Genomic DNA, 17,127 nt, shown 5'->3' on the forward strand with positions numbered 1-17,127 from the left:
ATTACTTTTTATGAAAACCCAAGACAGAGTATTCTACACACTCAGCTAAATTTACTGCATGGTCACCAATACGTTCAAAGTATTTTGCTACCATTAAAAGGTCCAATGCAACCCCTGCGTCTACTGTATCCTGACGGATTAAACCAATCAGTTCTTCTTTTACACTATCAAACATTTGGTCTACTTTATCATCATTTTTTTCTACCTGATGAGCCAAATCCAAATCCTGCTTTACAAAAGCTTCTACACTATCGGTCACCATAGATACAGTAGCTACAGCCATTTCTCCAATATGGACTTTACTTTGCACCATATTATCCGCAATATACGGAGCCAGTTCGGAAATATCAGCAGCTTGGTCGCCAATACGTTCCATATCCGATATCATTTTTAACGCTGCGGATACCGAGCGTAAATCCCTTGCTACTGGCTGCTGTTGTAAAATCATTCTCATACAGAGGGATTCAATATCCCGTTCCATATGGTCGATTTCACGTTCCAAAGAGCAAACCTTTTGTTTTTGCTCCTCATCATTATTTTGAAGCAGTTTTGCGGAGATGGAAATAGCCTCCTCACACAAACTACCCATTGTAATTAGTTTTACATGTAATTCTTCTAATTGGCTATCAAACTTTGACCGCATGATTATCCAAACCTCCCTGTAATATAGTCTTCTGTGCGTTTATCCTGTGGCATAGAGAACATCTGCTCAGTATCATTGTATTCTACCATTTCACCTACCAAGAAAAATGCTGTATAATCAGAAATACGGGTTGCTTGCTGCATATTGTGGGTAACAATAGCTACTGTATATTTCTCTTTTAAGCTGCCCATTAACTCTTCAATCTTGGAGGTAGAGATTGGATCCAATGCTGAGGTAGGTTCATCCATTAATAAAACTTCTGGTTCTACAGCCAGCGCTCTAGCAATACAGAGGCGCTGTTGTTGCCCACCAGAAAGCCCCAACGCGGATTTTTTTAGCCGATCCTTGACTTCATCAAAAATTGCGGCATCCCGTAAACTTTTTTCTACGATTTCATCTAGCTTAACTCGAGAACGAATTCCATGGATTCTCGGTCCATATGCAATATTATCGTAAACGCTCATGGGAAAAGGATTTGGCTGCTGGAAAACCATCCCAACCTTTTTTCTCAACAAGGTAGTGTCTACTTTTGGGGAATAAATATCTTCCCCATCCAGCAACACTTTTCCCTCTATTTTTACGTTTGGAACCAAATCATTCATTCTATTTAACGTTTTTAAAAAAGTGGATTTCCCACATCCAGATGGTCCGATAAAAGCGGTAATCTTATTTTTAAAAATATCCATATTTACATTTTTTAACGCATGGTTTGTTCCATAATATAAATTTAAATTTTCCACATGGATTGTAACTTGTTGTTTTTCCATACTGTCCTCCAACTTGTTATTTTTCTTTATTTACATCAAGTTTACGGCTTAAAACTTTTGTCAATAGATTAATGGCTAGAACGATAATAATCAGTACAAACGCAATGCCAAATGCATCATCATATTTTGCCTTTGTCATGCTCAAATACATTTGGATCGTTAAAGTGCCACCAGGTGAAAGAGGATGTGTAAGCCAATTATGTACCATTAAATAACCGCTTCCCGCTGTAAACAAAAGGGCTGCGGATTCCCCTACAATTCTACCAATAGACAAAATAACCCCGGTTATAATACCTGGAATCGCACTGGGGAGGATAATAGTGCGAATCATATACCATTTTGTCGCCCCAATCCCCAAAGCACCACTACGATAGCTTTCTGGAACGGTTTTTAAGGCTTCCTGTGTTGTTCTTGTAATAATTGGTAATATCATAATAGTCAATGTCAAGGCGCCGCACAAAATAGAAAAACCGAGCCCTAACACGTTCCCGAAAAACACCATACCGAATAAACCAAAAATAATGGAGGGAATCCCAGATAATGTCTCTGTCGTAAATTCAATTAGTCTTACTAACTTTCCGCCCTTTGCATATTCGTTTAAATAAATGGCAGAGCCAATACCAATTGGTGTTGCAATGACTAAGGTAATTACTATAATATATATCGTATTAATAATATTAGGCAATATACCAAATGTACCTTCTAATGCACTTTGTGCCTTAGAAATAAAATCCCAATTTATTGATGGAAGCCCACGGTATATCACATAACCAATAATCCCAACCAATAATAATACTGCTAAAAATGCACAGGCGTAGATTAAAACAAGTAAAATAATATCACCTGGACGCCGTTTTTTATCATAAATACTTACGCTAGTTGTCATCTTTACTGCCTCCCTTTTTCAGGATAGCACTCAGTATAATATTAATTATCATAATAAATGCAAATAATACCAAACCGATTGTAAACAATACTTCACGGTGCAAACCACCAGCATAACCCATCTCAGAGACAATGGCGGTTGTTAATGTTCGAACTGAATTAAATGGTAATGGAAGATTTACTGAGTTTCCACATACCAGAACAATTGCCATTGCTTCCCCAAGAGCTCGTCCAATACCGAGAACAACACCGGTAATAATACCGGATTTTGCTGCTGGTACTGTTACTTTAAAAATAGTTTGAATTTTACTTGCACCTAGCGCTAAAGAAGAATTTCTGTATTGTTGTGGTACTGCGCGTAATGAGCTTTCGCTAATATTGATAACAGTAGGCAAAATCATAATAGCTAACACAATTACAGCTGATAATAAATTAGCTCCACCTGTAAATTGATGGTCTGGATCATTTTTAAAAATAAATTGTTCCAATTTATATATAACGGGGTTTACCATTAAAATACCCAATAAGCCATACACAACAGAAGGAATGCCCGCCAATAGCTCAACTGCTGGCTTTACAATATGCGCTAATTTTTTATTTGAAATCTCTGATAAGAATATAGCTGTCATTAACGCAATTGGTACACCAATTAAAATAGCTAATGTAGTAGCTATAATAGAGGTTAAAATAATATACAATATACCAAACTTAGGATCTGTAGCTGTAGGAGCCCATTCTGTTCCAAATAAAATATCTAAAATCCCAACTTTAAATAATGCAGGAGCCCCTGAATAAATCATATAAACTGTAATTGCAAGAACCGCAAGAATCGCAACAACTGCACATATAAAAAAGATAACATTAGCTGTAAGCTCAATGGCGGACTTTGTTTTGTGGCTTCCAATAATGGAAATAGGTTTTTTTACTCCACCATGGGGTTTCATGATATTACACGCCTCCTTTTTCTTGACCACACATAAATTTCATGACGATATCCCCAAGAATTTTAAAATCTTGAGGATATCGAATAGTATGTAAGATTTTTTCTTTTTTATTGTTTATCTGGAACAACCAATCCAACTTTTTGAATGATTTCCTGACCTTTGTCAGATTCAATATATTTAAACAGTTCTTGAACAGCTTCGCTTTGTTCAGAAATTTCACCTTTTGTTGCCAATACAAATGGACGGCTTAAGAAATAATCACCGGATTTAATATTTTCTTCTGTTGCTTCTACACCTTCCAAATTTACACAGGTTACGGTATCGTCCAAAACGTCTAAAGAAACATAACCAATTGCGCCTGGAGTAGAAGCTACTTTTGCCATAACACCACCAGTGGAATCAACTTCTTGTGCATATTTGCATGCGTCTTCAATTTCAAGCAATTCTTCAAATGCGCTACGGGTACCAGAGCCGGATTCACGTCCAATTACAACAATCGCTTGGTCATTTCCGCCTAATTCACTCCAGTTCGTAACATCACCTTTATAAATACTAATCAATTGGTCTTTTGTTAAATTTGTTACTGTGTTCGCAGTATCAACTACTACTGCAATGCCATCAATCGCTACAATATTTTCAACAATTCCTGCAGATTTTTCATCGTCTTTTAATGCTCTGGAAGCGTTACCGATATCAACGGTACCATTGGTTACTGCTTCGATACCAGCGCCGGAACCTGTATACTCAGCGGTTGCGGCTGCGTTGCAATCTGCGTTGAAAGATTCGGTTAATGCGGAACAGAATTTTTCCATAGAAGTAGAACCGGACATTGTAATTTTAGCTCCACCTAAATCAACATTACCAGAAGTTGATGTAGAAGATCCTGTAGATGCATTAGAACTACTATTTCCATTGCCTCCACATGCGGTTAAACTTACTGCCATAACGCCAGCTAATAAAGCGGCAAGAATTTTCTTTATTGTTTTCATTGTTTGTTTCTCCTTTATCATTAGATTACGTTTTACAGTATATAAAAGCTATGTAAAGTGTAAAATCACAGTTATGTAAAATATAAGTAAAACAGAAAAAACCCAAATGTAAAATGATAAACTAGTTCTTGTTTGCTTTTTCATACAAGAACTAGTTGTAAATTGTTTCCGAAATCCATCTATTTTGACTATTTTTTGTAAAATATATGAAATCTGGAGATTTTTCTTAAAATCTATGTTATAATGGTAAAAAATGGAGTGTTTGATAGAAAAGGAGGGCTTATATGTATTTTAGAATTACAAAAGGAGAAAAAGGGCTTAACATTAAAACATATCCTTCTAATACCGATAAAATGGTTACTTGGACAGGGATACCAGCTACCTGTACTCCTACTTACCCAGAACTGGATAAACTGTTTTGGAAATTGCAGGATAGCCGAAAAATTGTTAAATTTTGCAAAGCAGAGGTGTACCCAGAAATCATTATTGGAACCTTGGGTATTCCAGTAAAAATGTATCAGGATCACTATAACTCAGCTTCTTTTTGTATTCAAAAAGATCAGATTATTATTTTAGACCACACAAATTTTATAGATCATCTGATATTACAAATTCCACTAACACATTATGGACGTCCCATTAAGATGGGAAAATTCCTATATGACCTGTTAAATTTGTTAATTGATAGAGACTTAATCTTTATGGAACAACTTGAAACAAAACTTTTACAGCAGGAAGAAGAAATCGAAGAAGAGGAAGGGGAAAAAGCAGGTGATATTCCATATTCGGTACAGATACGAAAAAAAGCGTTTTGTCTTTACCGATATTACAAACAACTGGCTGATGTAGGAAGAAAATTAGCGGAAGATGAAAATGAGTATTTTGAGGAACAGGACCGATATATTTTTCAATTATTTGTGGAGCGTGTAGAGCGTCTAGCTAGTGAAGCAAAGATGCTGCAGGAATATTCTATGGAACTATGGCAGTTACACCAGGCTAAACAGAACGAAAAACAAAACCGTACCATGTTGGTATTGACCATTATATCGGCTATTTTTATGCCATTGAGTTTAGTTGTTGGATGGTATGGAATGAATTTTATAAATATGCCAGAATTACATTGGAAATATGGTTATGCATTAATTGCGGCACTTTGTGGGTTATTTCTTTTTATTAGTTTAGGTTATTTAAGCTACAAAAACTTTTTTATGCACCCCAAAAAAGAGAAACAGAAAGACGAGCAAAATAAATAGGAGGCTTCTTACAAGGAAGCCCCCTATTTATTTTATGGTTCCTGTTTATAGGGCAAAATAAACCGTTTTGCCTAGGGTAGATAGAAAAACCATAATAACCAATTCATCTATTCAATAAAAACAGATTTCATTTATCCGGGTTCTAGATAAGCTAACATACACCTGTACTACGTTAATCACTATAGTTTACAAACTATATCAGTGTTGCAAGGATACTGTTGGATACCAAAAAACCTGTTGGAGTAAAATGAATACGGGAATCCTCCTGTACGATAAAACCTGCTTTTTGGAATGGCTCTATCTTTTTAGCTAGTTGGCTGGATTCAACTGGATATTTCTCTTTTGCCTGTACCAAGTCAATCCCTTTTTTTAGGCGCATTCCCAACATAATATAATCTTCCCAATCCCCACCGGGTTGGGAAAATTCCCGTTCTTGAATCCCCAGTTTCAAATAAGACTGGATATCCCTACTATGTCCATAGCGGATTCTCTGATAAAAGGAATGGGCGGCAGGACCAAATCCGATGTATTCCCCACATTCCCAGTATTTCAGATTATGCCGGCTTTGCTTGCCTGGTTTCGCAAAGTTGGAAATCTCATATTGTTCAAATCCCATATTAAAGAGACTTTCCACTGTTTTCAAGTAAATATCCGCTGTTTGGTCCTCATCTGGACAAAACTTTAAACATTCTGCGCCAAAATAACGAGTTCCTGGCTCGATTTTCAACAAATAAGCAGAAACATGTTGAATGTTTAACTGATTGATAAAATCGAATGACTGTTCTATGCTGGAAACCGTTTGGTATGGAACTCCCAACATCAAATCAACCGAGATATTTTCAAATCCTGCCTGTTTTGCTATCTTCACCGCCCGCTTCACCTGTTCTGGAGAATGTTTCCGGCCCAAAGCTTCCAATTCCCTCGGTACTGCGGATTGCATCCCAAATGAAATCCGGTTGAACCCGCCTTTTCTCAATTGCGTTAATTGGGACAAAGAAACAGTATTCGGATTCGCTTCCAAAGTAATTTCACTGGAATCCTCCAATTGATAAAAGCGTTTCGCCTGTACCACAATCTGCACCAGTTGTTCCGGATACAGTAATGTTGGGGTTCCCCCACCAAAATACAAGGTATCCGCCTGCTTGGTATGGTCCGCCTGTTCCAGTTCGGTCAAAATGGCTTGGACATATTCCTGCTTTAACGTTTCAGAGGCTGCCATGGAATAAAAATCGCAGTAAGGGCATTTTCCATTGCAAAACGGTACATGTACATATAAGCCAATCTTATTCATCTAATTTGAGCACTGCCATAAATGCTTCCTGTGGGACTTCTACGCTGCCCAACTGGCGCATACGTTTTTTGCCTTCTTTTTGTTTCTCCAGCAGTTTCCGTTTACGGGTAATATCCCCGCCATAACATTTTGCCAGTACGTCTTTTCGCATCGCTTTTACGGTTTCCCGGGCAATAATTTTTCCGCCTACCGCTGCCTGGATTGGCACCTCAAACAATTGGCGTGGAATTTGTTCCTTTAATTTTTCCGCAATTCTGCGTGCCCTTGGATAGGCTTTATCCTTATGCACAATAAAGGAAAGGGCATCCACAATGTCTCCATTTAATAGGATATCCAGTTTTACCAACTGGGATGGGGCGTAACCCATCATCTCATAGTCAAAAGAAGCGTAACCTCTGGTTCTGGATTTCAGCGCGTCAAAAAAGTCGTAAACAATCTCATTCAATGGCAGTTCATAATGCAATTCCGCACGGGTTTCCTCTAAATATTTCATATCCTTAAAGACGCCACGGCGATCCTGACACAATTCCATTACATTGCCCACAAAATCGGTTGGTGTTAAAATAGAAGCCTTCACCATTGGTTCTTCTGCCAATGAAATAATTCCTGGGTCAGGGTAATTGGTTGGGTTGTCAATGTACTGTACTTCCCCATTGGTCAAAGTAATTCGATAAATTACGGATGGGGCCGTAGTAATGATATCCAAATTATATTCCCGTTCAATCCGTTCCTGAATAATTTCCATGTGCAGCAAGCCAAGGAAGCCGCAACGGAACCCGAACCCCAGCGCAATTGAAGTTTCCGGTTCAAACGTCAAAGAAGCATCGTTTAATTGGAGTTTTTCCAGTGCTTCCCGCAAATCCTCATATTTTGCACCATCCACAGGATAAATCCCAGAGAACACCATGGAATTTACCTGGCGGTAGCCCGGCAATGGTTCAGTAGCAGGGTTGTCCACCGTGGTGACGGTATCCCCCACCTTGGTATCCCGGATGCTTTTAATCGAAGCGGCAATATATCCAACTTCCCCGGCAACCAACCCTTCGGTTGGAACAAGGTTTACAGCGCCCATATAACCCACTTCTACTACGGTGAATTCCGCGCCGGTTGCCATCATTCGGATGGTCTGCCCCGGTTTTACCGTCCCTTCCTTGATTCTGACATAAACAATAACACCACGGTAGCTATCATAATAAGAGTCAAAAATCAACGCCTGTAGTGGTTTTGTTTCATCTCCGGTTGGCGCTGGGATATCGGTTACAATACGTTCCAGCACTTCCTCAATATTAATGCCGTTTTTGGCGGAAATACGTGGTGCGTCCAGCGCTGGGATTCCAATAATATCCTCCACCTCGTGACAGACACGGTCTGGGTCAGCGGATGGAAGGTCAATTTTATTGATGACTGGCAAAATTTCCAGGTCATGGTCAATCGCCAAATAGGTATTTGCCAATGTTTGCGCTTCAATCCCTTGTGAAGCGTCCACCACCAATACAGCGCCTTCACATGCCGCTAAGGAACGGGATACCTCATAATTAAAGTCCACATGTCCCGGTGTGTCAATTAGGTTAAATTCATAGGTTTGTCCGTCTTTTGCCTGGTAGTTTAGCTTTACCGCGCGCGCTTTGATGGTAATTCCACGTTCTCGTTCAATTTCCATGTTATCCAATAGCTGAGATTCCATATCCCGCAACGCTACTGCGCTGGTTTTTTCCAGAATACGGTCCGCCAGGGTGGATTTTCCATGGTCAATATGTGCAATAATCGAAAAGTTACGAATGTTCTCACGTTTGGTTGACAAATTAACACTTCCTTCTAAATGGTTCAAAATTTTATCAGGTTGTTTCTATTATAGTAGCTTTATCGGCGTAAACACACCATCCCAATCAAAAACGCATAGAATAATAGAAATCTGGTTATACTGAATATACAATCATTTTTATAGTAAGGATATTATACCACAACCACAAACAGGATGACAATAAGAATCCCTGCTGTGAAACCGCAGAATTTTGGGATAAAATTGGGGTAAAATAACCATAAAACAGGAAGAAAAAATTTTTTTGAATTTTTTTCGAAAAAAGTGTTGACAAAACGTTGTAGGGCTGTTATAATAAATAAGCACTTTGATGAGAGACAACTTCAAACACCAAGTGCTTTTTATAAGAGTGAGAGCCACTAGCTCAGTTGGCAGAGCATTTGACTTTTAATCAAAGGGTCCGGAGTTCGAATCTCCGGTGGCTCACCATAACAAACGGTCTATTAAATTTTATCTGAATGACTTAATATCACAATGACGCAATTGCTCGGAGTGGTGTTAAGAGGCGTTGGGGCGTCAGGTGTAAATTTAATAGACCGTTTCATTTTATCCAAAACCAGACGGATGTTGCGATCTTATTCTGGTTTTTCATACTTTTTCATTCATAAGGAAACAGACAAAAAAAGACCCATATCGGGTCATAATTAATATTCAACAGCATATTAAAGCTAAGCTTGAAAAAGTATACATATCCTAATGCTTTATTAAAAAATTGGACATTTACTTTATCCGTTTATAAAAGACAGGAAATGAAGATGAAAAAAGGAATACAGCTGAATCCGGTTTTGGACCGGATTACATTAAAACAGGTCAATCGGATTTTATCCGTTATTTTTATTATTTCTTTAGCGCCATTGTTGATACTGGCATTTTTTGACCATCCAGCAATTGACGATTTTGTGTTTGGGGCACAAATCCATCATACAATCCAGGCAGGAGGCTCTATATTTGATACAGTAAGAGTTGCGGTAGAACAGACAGCCCAAGTTTATCAGGAATGGCAGGGGAGCTTTGCCGCAGTGTTTCTATTTTCTTTCCAGCCTGCTGTATGGGGTGAATCTTTTTATTGGATCACTCCGTATATTATGCTGGGTATTTATGTGATAAGTACTTTTTTCTTTGGAAAGGTTTTGTGTGTGGATCTGTTAAAGGCATCTAAAGCACAGTGGTGTTTGTTGTCAGTCTTGATTATGGGGATTTCGATTCAGACAATGCCTTCACCGGTTCAAGGAATTTACTGGTATAACGGTGCGGTTTATTATACCTTCTTTTATTCTTTGGGTTTATTGTTATGGGGCTGGATTTTACAGGAACACTTGAAACATCCTTCTTTCTTGCGAAAGGGTATCATCCTTGTCTTTTGCGTTTTGATTGGAGGAGGAAATTATATAACAGCTTTGTTAAGTGTATTGTTGTTATTTATATGGCTTGCGGTTCATATCTATCGCAAATTACCTGGGCGCTGGTTTATTTTTGTTGCGCTTGTAGTGTTAGCAGGGGCTTTTGTCGTTAGCATCATTGCTCCAGGGAATCTCGTACGTGCTCAAAGCTATGAGAAACAATCCATTTTAATGACGATTTTGGACTCCTTTTATTATGGTAGTTATTTTATTCGGGAATGGAGTGAGCCCCTCTTTTGGGGAGTTTCCATTGCAATGGCACTGGTGTTTTGGAAGATGGCTGGAAAAACGACCTACCATTTTCGTTATCCGTTGCTGGTTAGTGTAGGAATTTTTTGTCTGTATTGCGCGCAATTTTCTCCAGCACTATACGGTATGGGAAGCTATGGGGAAGGGCGTATCCTCAATATTATCTATTTTTCGTTTTGGTTATTATGGGCTGCGCAATTGTTTTATTGGTGTGGATGGCTCCGCAGAAAAATAAACCACTATTGCGCAACACATAGGGAAAACCAATGTGGAATGAGAAAGGGTTTTCGAAAATCCAAACCTTATATGATTGCTTTCTGCACCTTAATAGTAGTTGCTGGATGCGGCATCCGTATGGCGAAAGATGACCCTGCGGATTTTCATGGGCTGATCAGCTTGGAAGCGACCTATTCTCTGGTAAGTGGGGAAGCGGCCAGCTATGACCAGGAATATCAAAATAGGTTAGAATTGTTAGAGGACCCCGCTATCCGACAGGCAAAACTTACCCCCTATACTAAACGCCCCTATTTGCTTTATTATGGAGATTTAACACAGAAGATTGATTATCCATGGTCCAATCGAGCGATGGCAAGATATTACAAAAAAGAATCTGTCTGGGCTGACTGGAAAACCTATCATCAAATATTTCCAGATTAAAACTGCAATCCAGCTATTACTAACTAGGAATTTTAGCACAATAGAAAAATGAAAAATAGGAGACATAAATATGTCTCCTATTTTTTAAGGTAAAGATATTTTTCCATTTTCTTGTTTCATAGATGGAATAGCCATATTATCTTTTTTCCAAGAAGCATATTGCTTTGGGGTAATTTGAAAAGCTTTTTTAAATGCTTTTTCAAAGCCATTTCGGTCGCTGTATCCCAGGTTGGCGGCAATGGTTTCGATATCCAAATCACTGTTGCAAAGAAGTTCTTGCGCTTTCCTCAATTTTAAATGGTTGACGGTTTCACTAAATTTTTTTCCAGTCTGTTTTAAAATAAATTGTGAAATATAATTTTGGGAATAATGGAACTGTTCCGACAATTCTTTTAAGGTAACTGTTAAAAAATGGCTGTTGATATATGCTAGTACATCAAAAATTTGTAGGCTTTCCTTTTGTTTTGCGGATTTAAGCTGTTTTTCATATTGGCGGGATAGTTCTACCATAATGGAACAAAGCATATAACACATCATGGATTGGTTCAGCCTTTGTTTTTCCATATATTCCTGTAATAGGCGCAATAAATAAAACTCAATGTGGCTGTTATTTGTTACGTCAAACTTGATAAAATCAGGGATAGGACTGGGATCATATAAGGAGCGGGTAAAAAACTGGTAAAACATATCGTTGCTATCCAACATGGATAAGATTTTATCGGTAAAAGTAGAGCGTTTTACTAAAATATTAATTAAATTAGTGGTTTCATCCACCAATAGAACGCTATGGGATTGCTGAGTATTTAAAACACAGATGGAGCCAGGCTTTAGACGGTACTCTTTCTGATTGATGAAGCAACAGCATTCTCCGGAATAAACATAGTACAGCTCAAAAAAATTGTGCTGATGCAGAAATTTTTTTGCAAGTTGATACCGATTTTCAAACGAATCCCCCTCTTTGGATGGAAAAATAGGGGAGATAAAATCAAGATAAACGGTAATTTCCTCATTTTCATCAAAAAAAGCCCGTTCATCAAATCCAAACTGGGCTGGAGGAGCAAGTTCTCCAGCTTGGATTTTTTCCCTTAACCGCTGCATACGATGGATCATATTTGTCATATGTACTGGATGTTCCCGTATATTTTGAATAATAGCATCAATCTGTTGACGGATTGTTTTTTCCATATACTCTTCTCCCTTTCTTGGTAATTTTATCATAACAAGTTGGTTCTGATTTGTCAATCTTGCTAATAAATATTTTAAAGTGATAGAAATTTTACGAAAAACAGCCTGTTTGTAGAGAAAATGAACCTGTATTTTCCACTTTTATATATGGTAAACTAGAGGTGTTGTGAAACGGAAATCACAAAAAATAAAAATGGAGGGAAATTTATGAAGAAAACAAAAATGAAAATTGCTGCTTTTGTGGTAGCGGCAGCGATGGCAACAACTATGGTTCCAGCAACCTTATTTGCTTCTGCTGCACCTGATGTATCAACCACAATTGTAAACATGAAAACCGATGGTTTGGTTAACCCATTGGGGATTGATGATACTGTGCCAGAATTCAGCTGGCAGATGGATTCTAATGTAATTGGGGCAAAACAGGAATCCTATCATATTGTAGTAAAAGATAAAAAAGGTGCTGTAGTTTGGGATTCTGGTATTGTAAAAGATTCGAAATCCACCTTTATCAAATATGCTGGTGATGCTCTGGATGCAAAATCTACGTATACCTGGACGGTAACTGTAACAGATGAAAACGGAAAAACCTATACATCTGATCCTGCCATTTTTGAAACAGGGCTGATGAGCACTTCCCAGGATGCATGGGGAGGAGCAGAGTGGATTGGTGCAGATGAATTGACATTTGATGCAACTTCTGCCTGTTATTTTGATTTAGGTACTACCATTACCATTCCAGAAGGAAATACCAAAGCATCCTTAATTTTAGGCGCAAATGATTTTCGTCTAAATAATGAATATTTTAATATCTGGCGGGATGGTGGAGAAAACTACTTTAAATATGAAATTGATATCACTGATCCAAACGCAGCCAAATTAAATATTTATGTGGTTGGCATGCCAGCAATGCTTCCTGTATTTGACGAAAATGGAGACCCTGTCATGGAAGATGGCTGGGGTGGTCCAACACAGAAGATGGAAGCTCAGGAAGTAGAAAATGATCCTTCTGTCCCCGATATTACAATTGATATCAGTAAAGTAATCAATGCGGAGAACGCACACCAACCAATCACAATTTCTGTGGATACTGCTTCTCAGGAAAGCAGTAAGGTAACCTGTACGATTAATGGTACTGTAGTGGATAATGGACGTCAACTTAACCCATTAGGAGCAGGCGGGAACTACAACAGTTTCCCAAATGTAAATTCTGTTGGCTTTGCGGTTCCAGCTGGTGAAACCGCTACTTACAGTAATTTTGAAATCCGTAATCCAGGTCCATATAGCACTGGTATGCTGTTTGACGCTACAACAGGTGCAACCTATGATATCTTTAAAGGGTTGGATGGCGTTACGGTTAACGATGACAACACCATTACTGTTGGAAAAAAGGATGCGGATGTTCTAGCATACGCTGACCCATCCTATGGTTCCGCCCCAATGTTGCGTACAGAATTTAACGCAGACAAAGAAATTGCTTCTGCCAAAATGTATGTTACCGCAGCTGGTATTTATGAAATGTATATCAATGGCGAAAGAATGGGCGATGACTGGTTTAATCCAGGAAACACCGAATACCGAGAAGAAATGGCTTACCATACCTATGATGTAACCGATATGCTCAAACAGGGCGAAAATGCAATCGGAGCAAAATTAGGGGAAGGCTGGTGGAGTGGTTATATGTCCTTTACTGCCAGCAATTACAACTACTATGGCGATAAACAAGCTTTGATGGCAAAACTGGAAGTAACCTATGCGGATGGTTCCACTGAGACCATTGTAACTGATGATGCAACTTGGGATTATTATGGGGATGGTCCAGTAGAATATGGTTCCTTCTTCCAAGGGGAACGCTATGACGCTACCAAAGAAGCCGCCATTGAAGGATGGGATGAAGCTGGCTATGACGATTCTCAGTGGAGAGATGCTGAAGTGATTCCATTCCGTGCGCAATTCGATGATTTTGATATGGTTACCCGTTATGACGAACCAGCAGGTATTGTAAACGAAATCCCTGTGCAGGAAGCTTTAGGGGAGTCCCGTCCAGGTTCAGGTTCCTACATCTATGATATGGGTGAAAACGTAATTGGTGTTCCACAAATTACAATTCCAGAAGGATATGTAGAAGAAGGACAGGAAGTAACTATCCGTTACGCGGAAATCCTTTATCCAGATAACTTAGAAGAATATACAAGCGCGGATATTGACGGCTTACTGATGACAGAAAACTACCGTGCTGCAATGTCTACTGATTTCTACACTGCAAAAGCTGGCGAAAATGTAATTGAACCTCATTTTACCTTCCATGGGTACCGCTATCTAGAAATTACAGGGTTAAAGAAAGAGTTACCAGCAGACTGCATTAAAACGTTAATCATCTCCTCTGTAGATACCACTGCCACTTATGATAGCTCCAATGCTTTGAGCAATAGGTTGTTTAAAAACGTTCAAAACTCCCAGACAAGTAACTTCTTATCTCTACCAACCGACTGTCCACAGAGAAATGAAAGAATGGGATGGACTGGCGACGCTCAGGTATTCTCCCGTGCGGCAAGCTATAATGCAGATGTATACAACTTCTATCGTCAATGGTTAAATTCTTTACGTGCAGAACAGGGCGAGGCTGGTGACCTGCCAGTATATGCTCCAGCATTTGGTTCCTATGACTTAGAAGATACTTCCAGTGAAGTTGGTACAGGAAATCCAGGTGGCTTTAATGGTGTTTCCTGGGATGCGGCTTTAACATTGGTTCCATGGCAAATGTATCGTCAATATGGAAATCCATCCATTATTGAAGATAATATTGATGCAATCTACAAATATTTGAATTATCTTGACAATAATGATATGACATACACCAATGAGGATGGCGAACAAGTAACAGAACCATCCTTAACCAGCAAAACTGGTTTCTTGGCAGACTGGCTCTCCCGTGTATCCACAGATGCTGCGTTAATTAATAACGGCGTATACATTTATTTAATGGATGTTGCTTCCCAAATGGCGGAAGTTGTTGGAAGAACCGATATGGCTGTCGAACTGCGTACTCGTTACGATACAGCAAAAGAGGCTTGGAACAGAATTTATGTTGATCCAGAAACCGGTAAAACAAAAACTCCAAATGGAAAAATTCAGGATACAGAAGCTTCCTATGCAACCGCACTGGTTTACAATGTATTTAATGAAGCAAATAAAGAAAAAGCGGCCGAAAACTATCTTAATACTGTTAAAAATCCGGACCAATCTTTTGTAGATGATAATGGAAATATCAAGCCTTATACAATTACCTCTGGATTCTCTGGTACTCCAAATTTAGTTCCAGCATTAACCCAAAATGGTTATATTGATGATGCTTATAAATTGTTTGAATCCACCGATTATGCTTCCTGGTTGTATCCAGTAACCCAGGGCGCAACCTCTGTATGGGAACGCTGGAACTCCTATACCGTAGAAAACGGTTTTGGTGGAAACAACTCAATGAACTCCTTTAACCATTTCTCCTTAGGCGCAATCTCCGAATGGATGATGGGTTACCAATTGGGGATTACAGGTGATGACGCAAATCCAGGTTATCAGGAATTCATTTTACAACCAACAGTAGGTGGAAGCTTTACATATGCAAACGGTTCCTTTGAATCCAACTATGGTGAAATTTACAGTGGATGGACAGCGGATAATGGTACAATGACTTCTTATGAAGCAGTAGTACCAGCAAATACAACAGCAACCTTATATTTACCAGTAAGTGAAGAGGCGGTTGCAGAATTTGAAAATATTGCAGGCGTTACCTATGAAGGTATGACAATTAACAACGAAACCACTGTAGCGAAATTTACAGTAGAAGCGGGCGGCTACAACTTTGCACTGCAAGATGGTAAATTGGTAGCAAGCATTGCGGATGGCTATGTAGCAGATGAAACAGAAACAGCAGATAAAGGCATCTTAAATTCTGTTATCGAATACGCAGATGCAGCAAAAGCAAGTAGTGAATATGATAATGCCATCGAAAGTGTACAAAAATCCTTTGATGAAGCGTTGACAAATGCAAAAGCAGTAGCAGAAAATGATGCAGCAACCCAGGAAGAAGTGGATGCAGCATGGAAAACCTTGCTAAACGAAATCCATAAGTTGGGATTTGTAGCAGGCGATAAAAAAGAATTAGCAAGCTTAATTGCAGCAGCAGAAGAAATCGACCTGAGCAAGTATGTAGAAGCAGGTCAAGCGGAATTTACCACAGCATTGGAAGCAGCTCAGAGCGTATACAAAGACGGAGACGCAATGCAGACGGAAATCAATGAAGTAGCAGATAAGCTGTTAAACGCAATGTTGAACCTGAGATACAAAGCAGATAAATCTATTCTGGAAGAAGTAGTAGCAAAAGCAAATCAGATAGATGCGAATGTATACACAGCAGAAAGCTACGCAGTACTGGAAGCGGCATTAAAAGATGCGAATGCAGTATTAGCAAATGAAAACGCAACTCAGGAAGAAGTAGACACAGCAGTAGAAAATGTACAGAGTGCAATGGACGGTTTAGTAGCAGCAGAAGGAACAGAAACTGAAACACCAACTACCGACAACAATGCTACCCAAACTGGACAGGAAAGCACAACAACAAAAGCGAACGCAGCAAAAACAGGGGACATTGCCCCAATCGCAGGTATGGCAGTATTGGCAGTAGCAGGTGCAGCAATTCTGATTACCCGTAAGAAAAAATAAAATCTAACTTTATTTTAAAGACATCCTTTTCTCTTTCTCTATTAAGAATCCCCAGGAAATTTTTCCTGGGGATTCTTTATTGCTGCCCATAGGCTTAACAAAACCCCTGATAGAATCAGGGGTAAAAAAGCATTGGCAGAGTAAGAAACTTTTGCAGATGTAGAATGCCGTCTGTTTGAAAATGGAATGAAAGATTTCGGAAAAAAATTCGGGGATTTTTGCATACAGTTTTGTTTTTACATAAGGGCATGGAAAGATAGACCAAACTGGTTACCAGTAGCGGGACAAACGTTGTGATGGTAGTCCTTCAATATCCTTTCCAGGGGTCA

11 protein-coding genes and 1 tRNA gene are annotated in these 17,127 nt (G+C 39.0%); 4 read left to right on the forward strand and 8 right to left on the reverse strand.

The features are described 5' to 3' along the window. Window position 1: 1 nt before the first annotated feature. The 5 genes from phoU to BQ2683_RS04455 all read right to left on the reverse strand — a co-directional run bounded on the left by phoU (window position 2) and on the right by BQ2683_RS04455 (window position 4,228). Window positions 2-643 (reverse strand): phosphate signaling complex protein PhoU, encoded by a 642-nt coding sequence (phoU, locus tag BQ2683_RS04435; protein WP_069987549.1) that lies wholly within the window; start codon window positions 641-643, stop codon window positions 2-4. A gap of 2 nt (window positions 644-645) precedes the next feature. Then, window positions 646-1,410 carry a phosphate ABC transporter ATP-binding protein PstB gene (gene pstB / locus BQ2683_RS04440; RefSeq protein ID WP_069987550.1) on the reverse strand — a complete coding sequence of 255 codons (765 nt, stop codon included), beginning with the start codon at window positions 1,408-1,410 and terminating at the stop codon, window positions 646-648. Window positions 1,411-1,426: 16 nt separating this feature from the next. Then, a complete protein-coding gene (gene pstA / locus BQ2683_RS04445; RefSeq protein ID WP_069987551.1) occupies window positions 1,427-2,296 on the reverse strand; it encodes a phosphate ABC transporter permease PstA in 870 nt (289 codons plus the stop codon). After that, the gene (pstC, locus tag BQ2683_RS04450) at window positions 2,286-3,239 is read right to left on the reverse strand and encodes a phosphate ABC transporter permease subunit PstC (RefSeq protein ID WP_069987552.1); all 954 of its coding nucleotides are present in this window, start codon (window positions 3,237-3,239) and stop codon (window positions 2,286-2,288) included. Before pstC ends, pstA begins: the two co-directional genes overlap by 11 nt. 107 nt (window positions 3,240-3,346) lie before the next feature. Continuing rightward, window positions 3,347-4,228: a phosphate ABC transporter substrate-binding protein gene (locus BQ2683_RS04455; RefSeq protein WP_069987553.1), complete on the reverse strand. Its 882-nt coding sequence runs from the start codon at window positions 4,226-4,228 to the stop codon at window positions 3,347-3,349. Between the two features lie 284 nt (window positions 4,229-4,512). Between BQ2683_RS04455 and BQ2683_RS04460 the strand changes: the two genes are divergently transcribed. After that, on the forward strand, window positions 4,513-5,481 hold the full coding sequence (locus BQ2683_RS04460) for a magnesium transporter CorA family protein (protein ID WP_069987554.1): 969 nt from the start codon (window positions 4,513-4,515) through the stop codon (window positions 5,479-5,481). Between the two features lie 193 nt (window positions 5,482-5,674). Here BQ2683_RS04460 and hemW read toward each other — a convergent pair whose 3' ends face one another. Next, window positions 5,675-6,772: a radical SAM family heme chaperone HemW gene (hemW, locus tag BQ2683_RS04465; protein WP_069987555.1), complete on the reverse strand. Its 1,098-nt coding sequence runs from the start codon at window positions 6,770-6,772 to the stop codon at window positions 5,675-5,677. Beyond that, window positions 6,765-8,573 carry a translation elongation factor 4 gene (gene lepA, locus BQ2683_RS04470; protein ID WP_069987556.1) on the reverse strand — a complete coding sequence of 603 codons (1,809 nt, stop codon included), beginning with the start codon at window positions 8,571-8,573 and terminating at the stop codon, window positions 6,765-6,767. Before lepA ends, hemW begins: the two co-directional genes overlap by 8 nt. Before the next feature lie 371 nt (window positions 8,574-8,944). On the opposite strand from lepA, the gene BQ2683_RS04475 reads away from it, so the two are divergent. Both BQ2683_RS04475 and BQ2683_RS04480 read left to right on the forward strand, forming a co-directional pair. Beyond that, window positions 8,945-9,020 (forward strand) — tRNA-Lys (locus tag BQ2683_RS04475). Between the two features lie 326 nt (window positions 9,021-9,346). Beyond that, on the forward strand, window positions 9,347-10,897 hold the full coding sequence (locus tag BQ2683_RS04480; RefSeq protein WP_069987557.1) for a DUF6056 family protein: 1,551 nt from the start codon (window positions 9,347-9,349) through the stop codon (window positions 10,895-10,897). An 84-nt stretch (window positions 10,898-10,981) separates the two neighbouring features. Here the strand turns inward: BQ2683_RS04480 and BQ2683_RS04485 are convergent, their stop codons facing one another. Then, window positions 10,982-12,082, reverse strand: a complete 1,101-nt coding sequence (locus tag BQ2683_RS04485; RefSeq protein ID WP_069987558.1) for an AraC family transcriptional regulator — start codon at window positions 12,080-12,082, stop codon at window positions 10,982-10,984. 207 nt (window positions 12,083-12,289) lie between these two features. Between BQ2683_RS04485 and BQ2683_RS04490 the strand changes: the two genes are divergently transcribed. After that, window positions 12,290-16,798, forward strand: coding sequence for a family 78 glycoside hydrolase catalytic domain (locus BQ2683_RS04490; RefSeq protein WP_069987559.1), 4,509 nt, complete (start codon window positions 12,290-12,292; stop codon window positions 16,796-16,798). Window positions 16,799-17,127 lie beyond the last annotated feature (329 nt).

The sequence above is a fragment of the Massilioclostridium coli genome (assembly GCF_900095865.1).
In the GTDB taxonomy this organism is placed as follows: domain Bacteria; phylum Bacillota; class Clostridia; order Oscillospirales; family Ruminococcaceae; genus Massilioclostridium; species Massilioclostridium facile.

Excerpts from the sequence above, each read along its gene's own strand:
- pstB (WP_069987550.1), bottom strand. The coding sequence starts at position 1,410 with ATGGAAAAACAACAAGTTACAATCCATGTGGAAAATTTAAATTTATAT.
- BQ2683_RS04460 (WP_069987554.1), top strand. The coding sequence starts at position 4,513 with ATGTATTTTAGAATTACAAAAGGAGAAAAAGGGCTTAACATTAAAACA.
- BQ2683_RS04485 (WP_069987558.1), bottom strand. The coding sequence starts at position 12,082 with ATGGAAAAAACAATCCGTCAACAGATTGATGCTATTATTCAAAATATA.
- phoU (WP_069987549.1), bottom strand. The coding sequence starts at position 643 with ATGCGGTCAAAGTTTGATAGCCAATTAGAAGAATTACATGTAAAACTA.
- hemW (WP_069987555.1), bottom strand. The coding sequence starts at position 6,772 with ATGAATAAGATTGGCTTATATGTACATGTACCGTTTTGCAATGGAAAA.
- BQ2683_RS04490 (WP_069987559.1), top strand. The coding sequence starts at position 12,290 with ATGAAGAAAACAAAAATGAAAATTGCTGCTTTTGTGGTAGCGGCAGCG.
- BQ2683_RS04480 (WP_069987557.1), top strand. The coding sequence starts at position 9,347 with ATGAAAAAAGGAATACAGCTGAATCCGGTTTTGGACCGGATTACATTA.
- pstC (WP_069987552.1), bottom strand. The coding sequence starts at position 3,239 with ATGAAACCCCATGGTGGAGTAAAAAAACCTATTTCCATTATTGGAAGC.
- pstA (WP_069987551.1), bottom strand. The coding sequence starts at position 2,296 with ATGACAACTAGCGTAAGTATTTATGATAAAAAACGGCGTCCAGGTGAT.
- BQ2683_RS04455 (WP_069987553.1), bottom strand. The coding sequence starts at position 4,228 with ATGAAAACAATAAAGAAAATTCTTGCCGCTTTATTAGCTGGCGTTATG.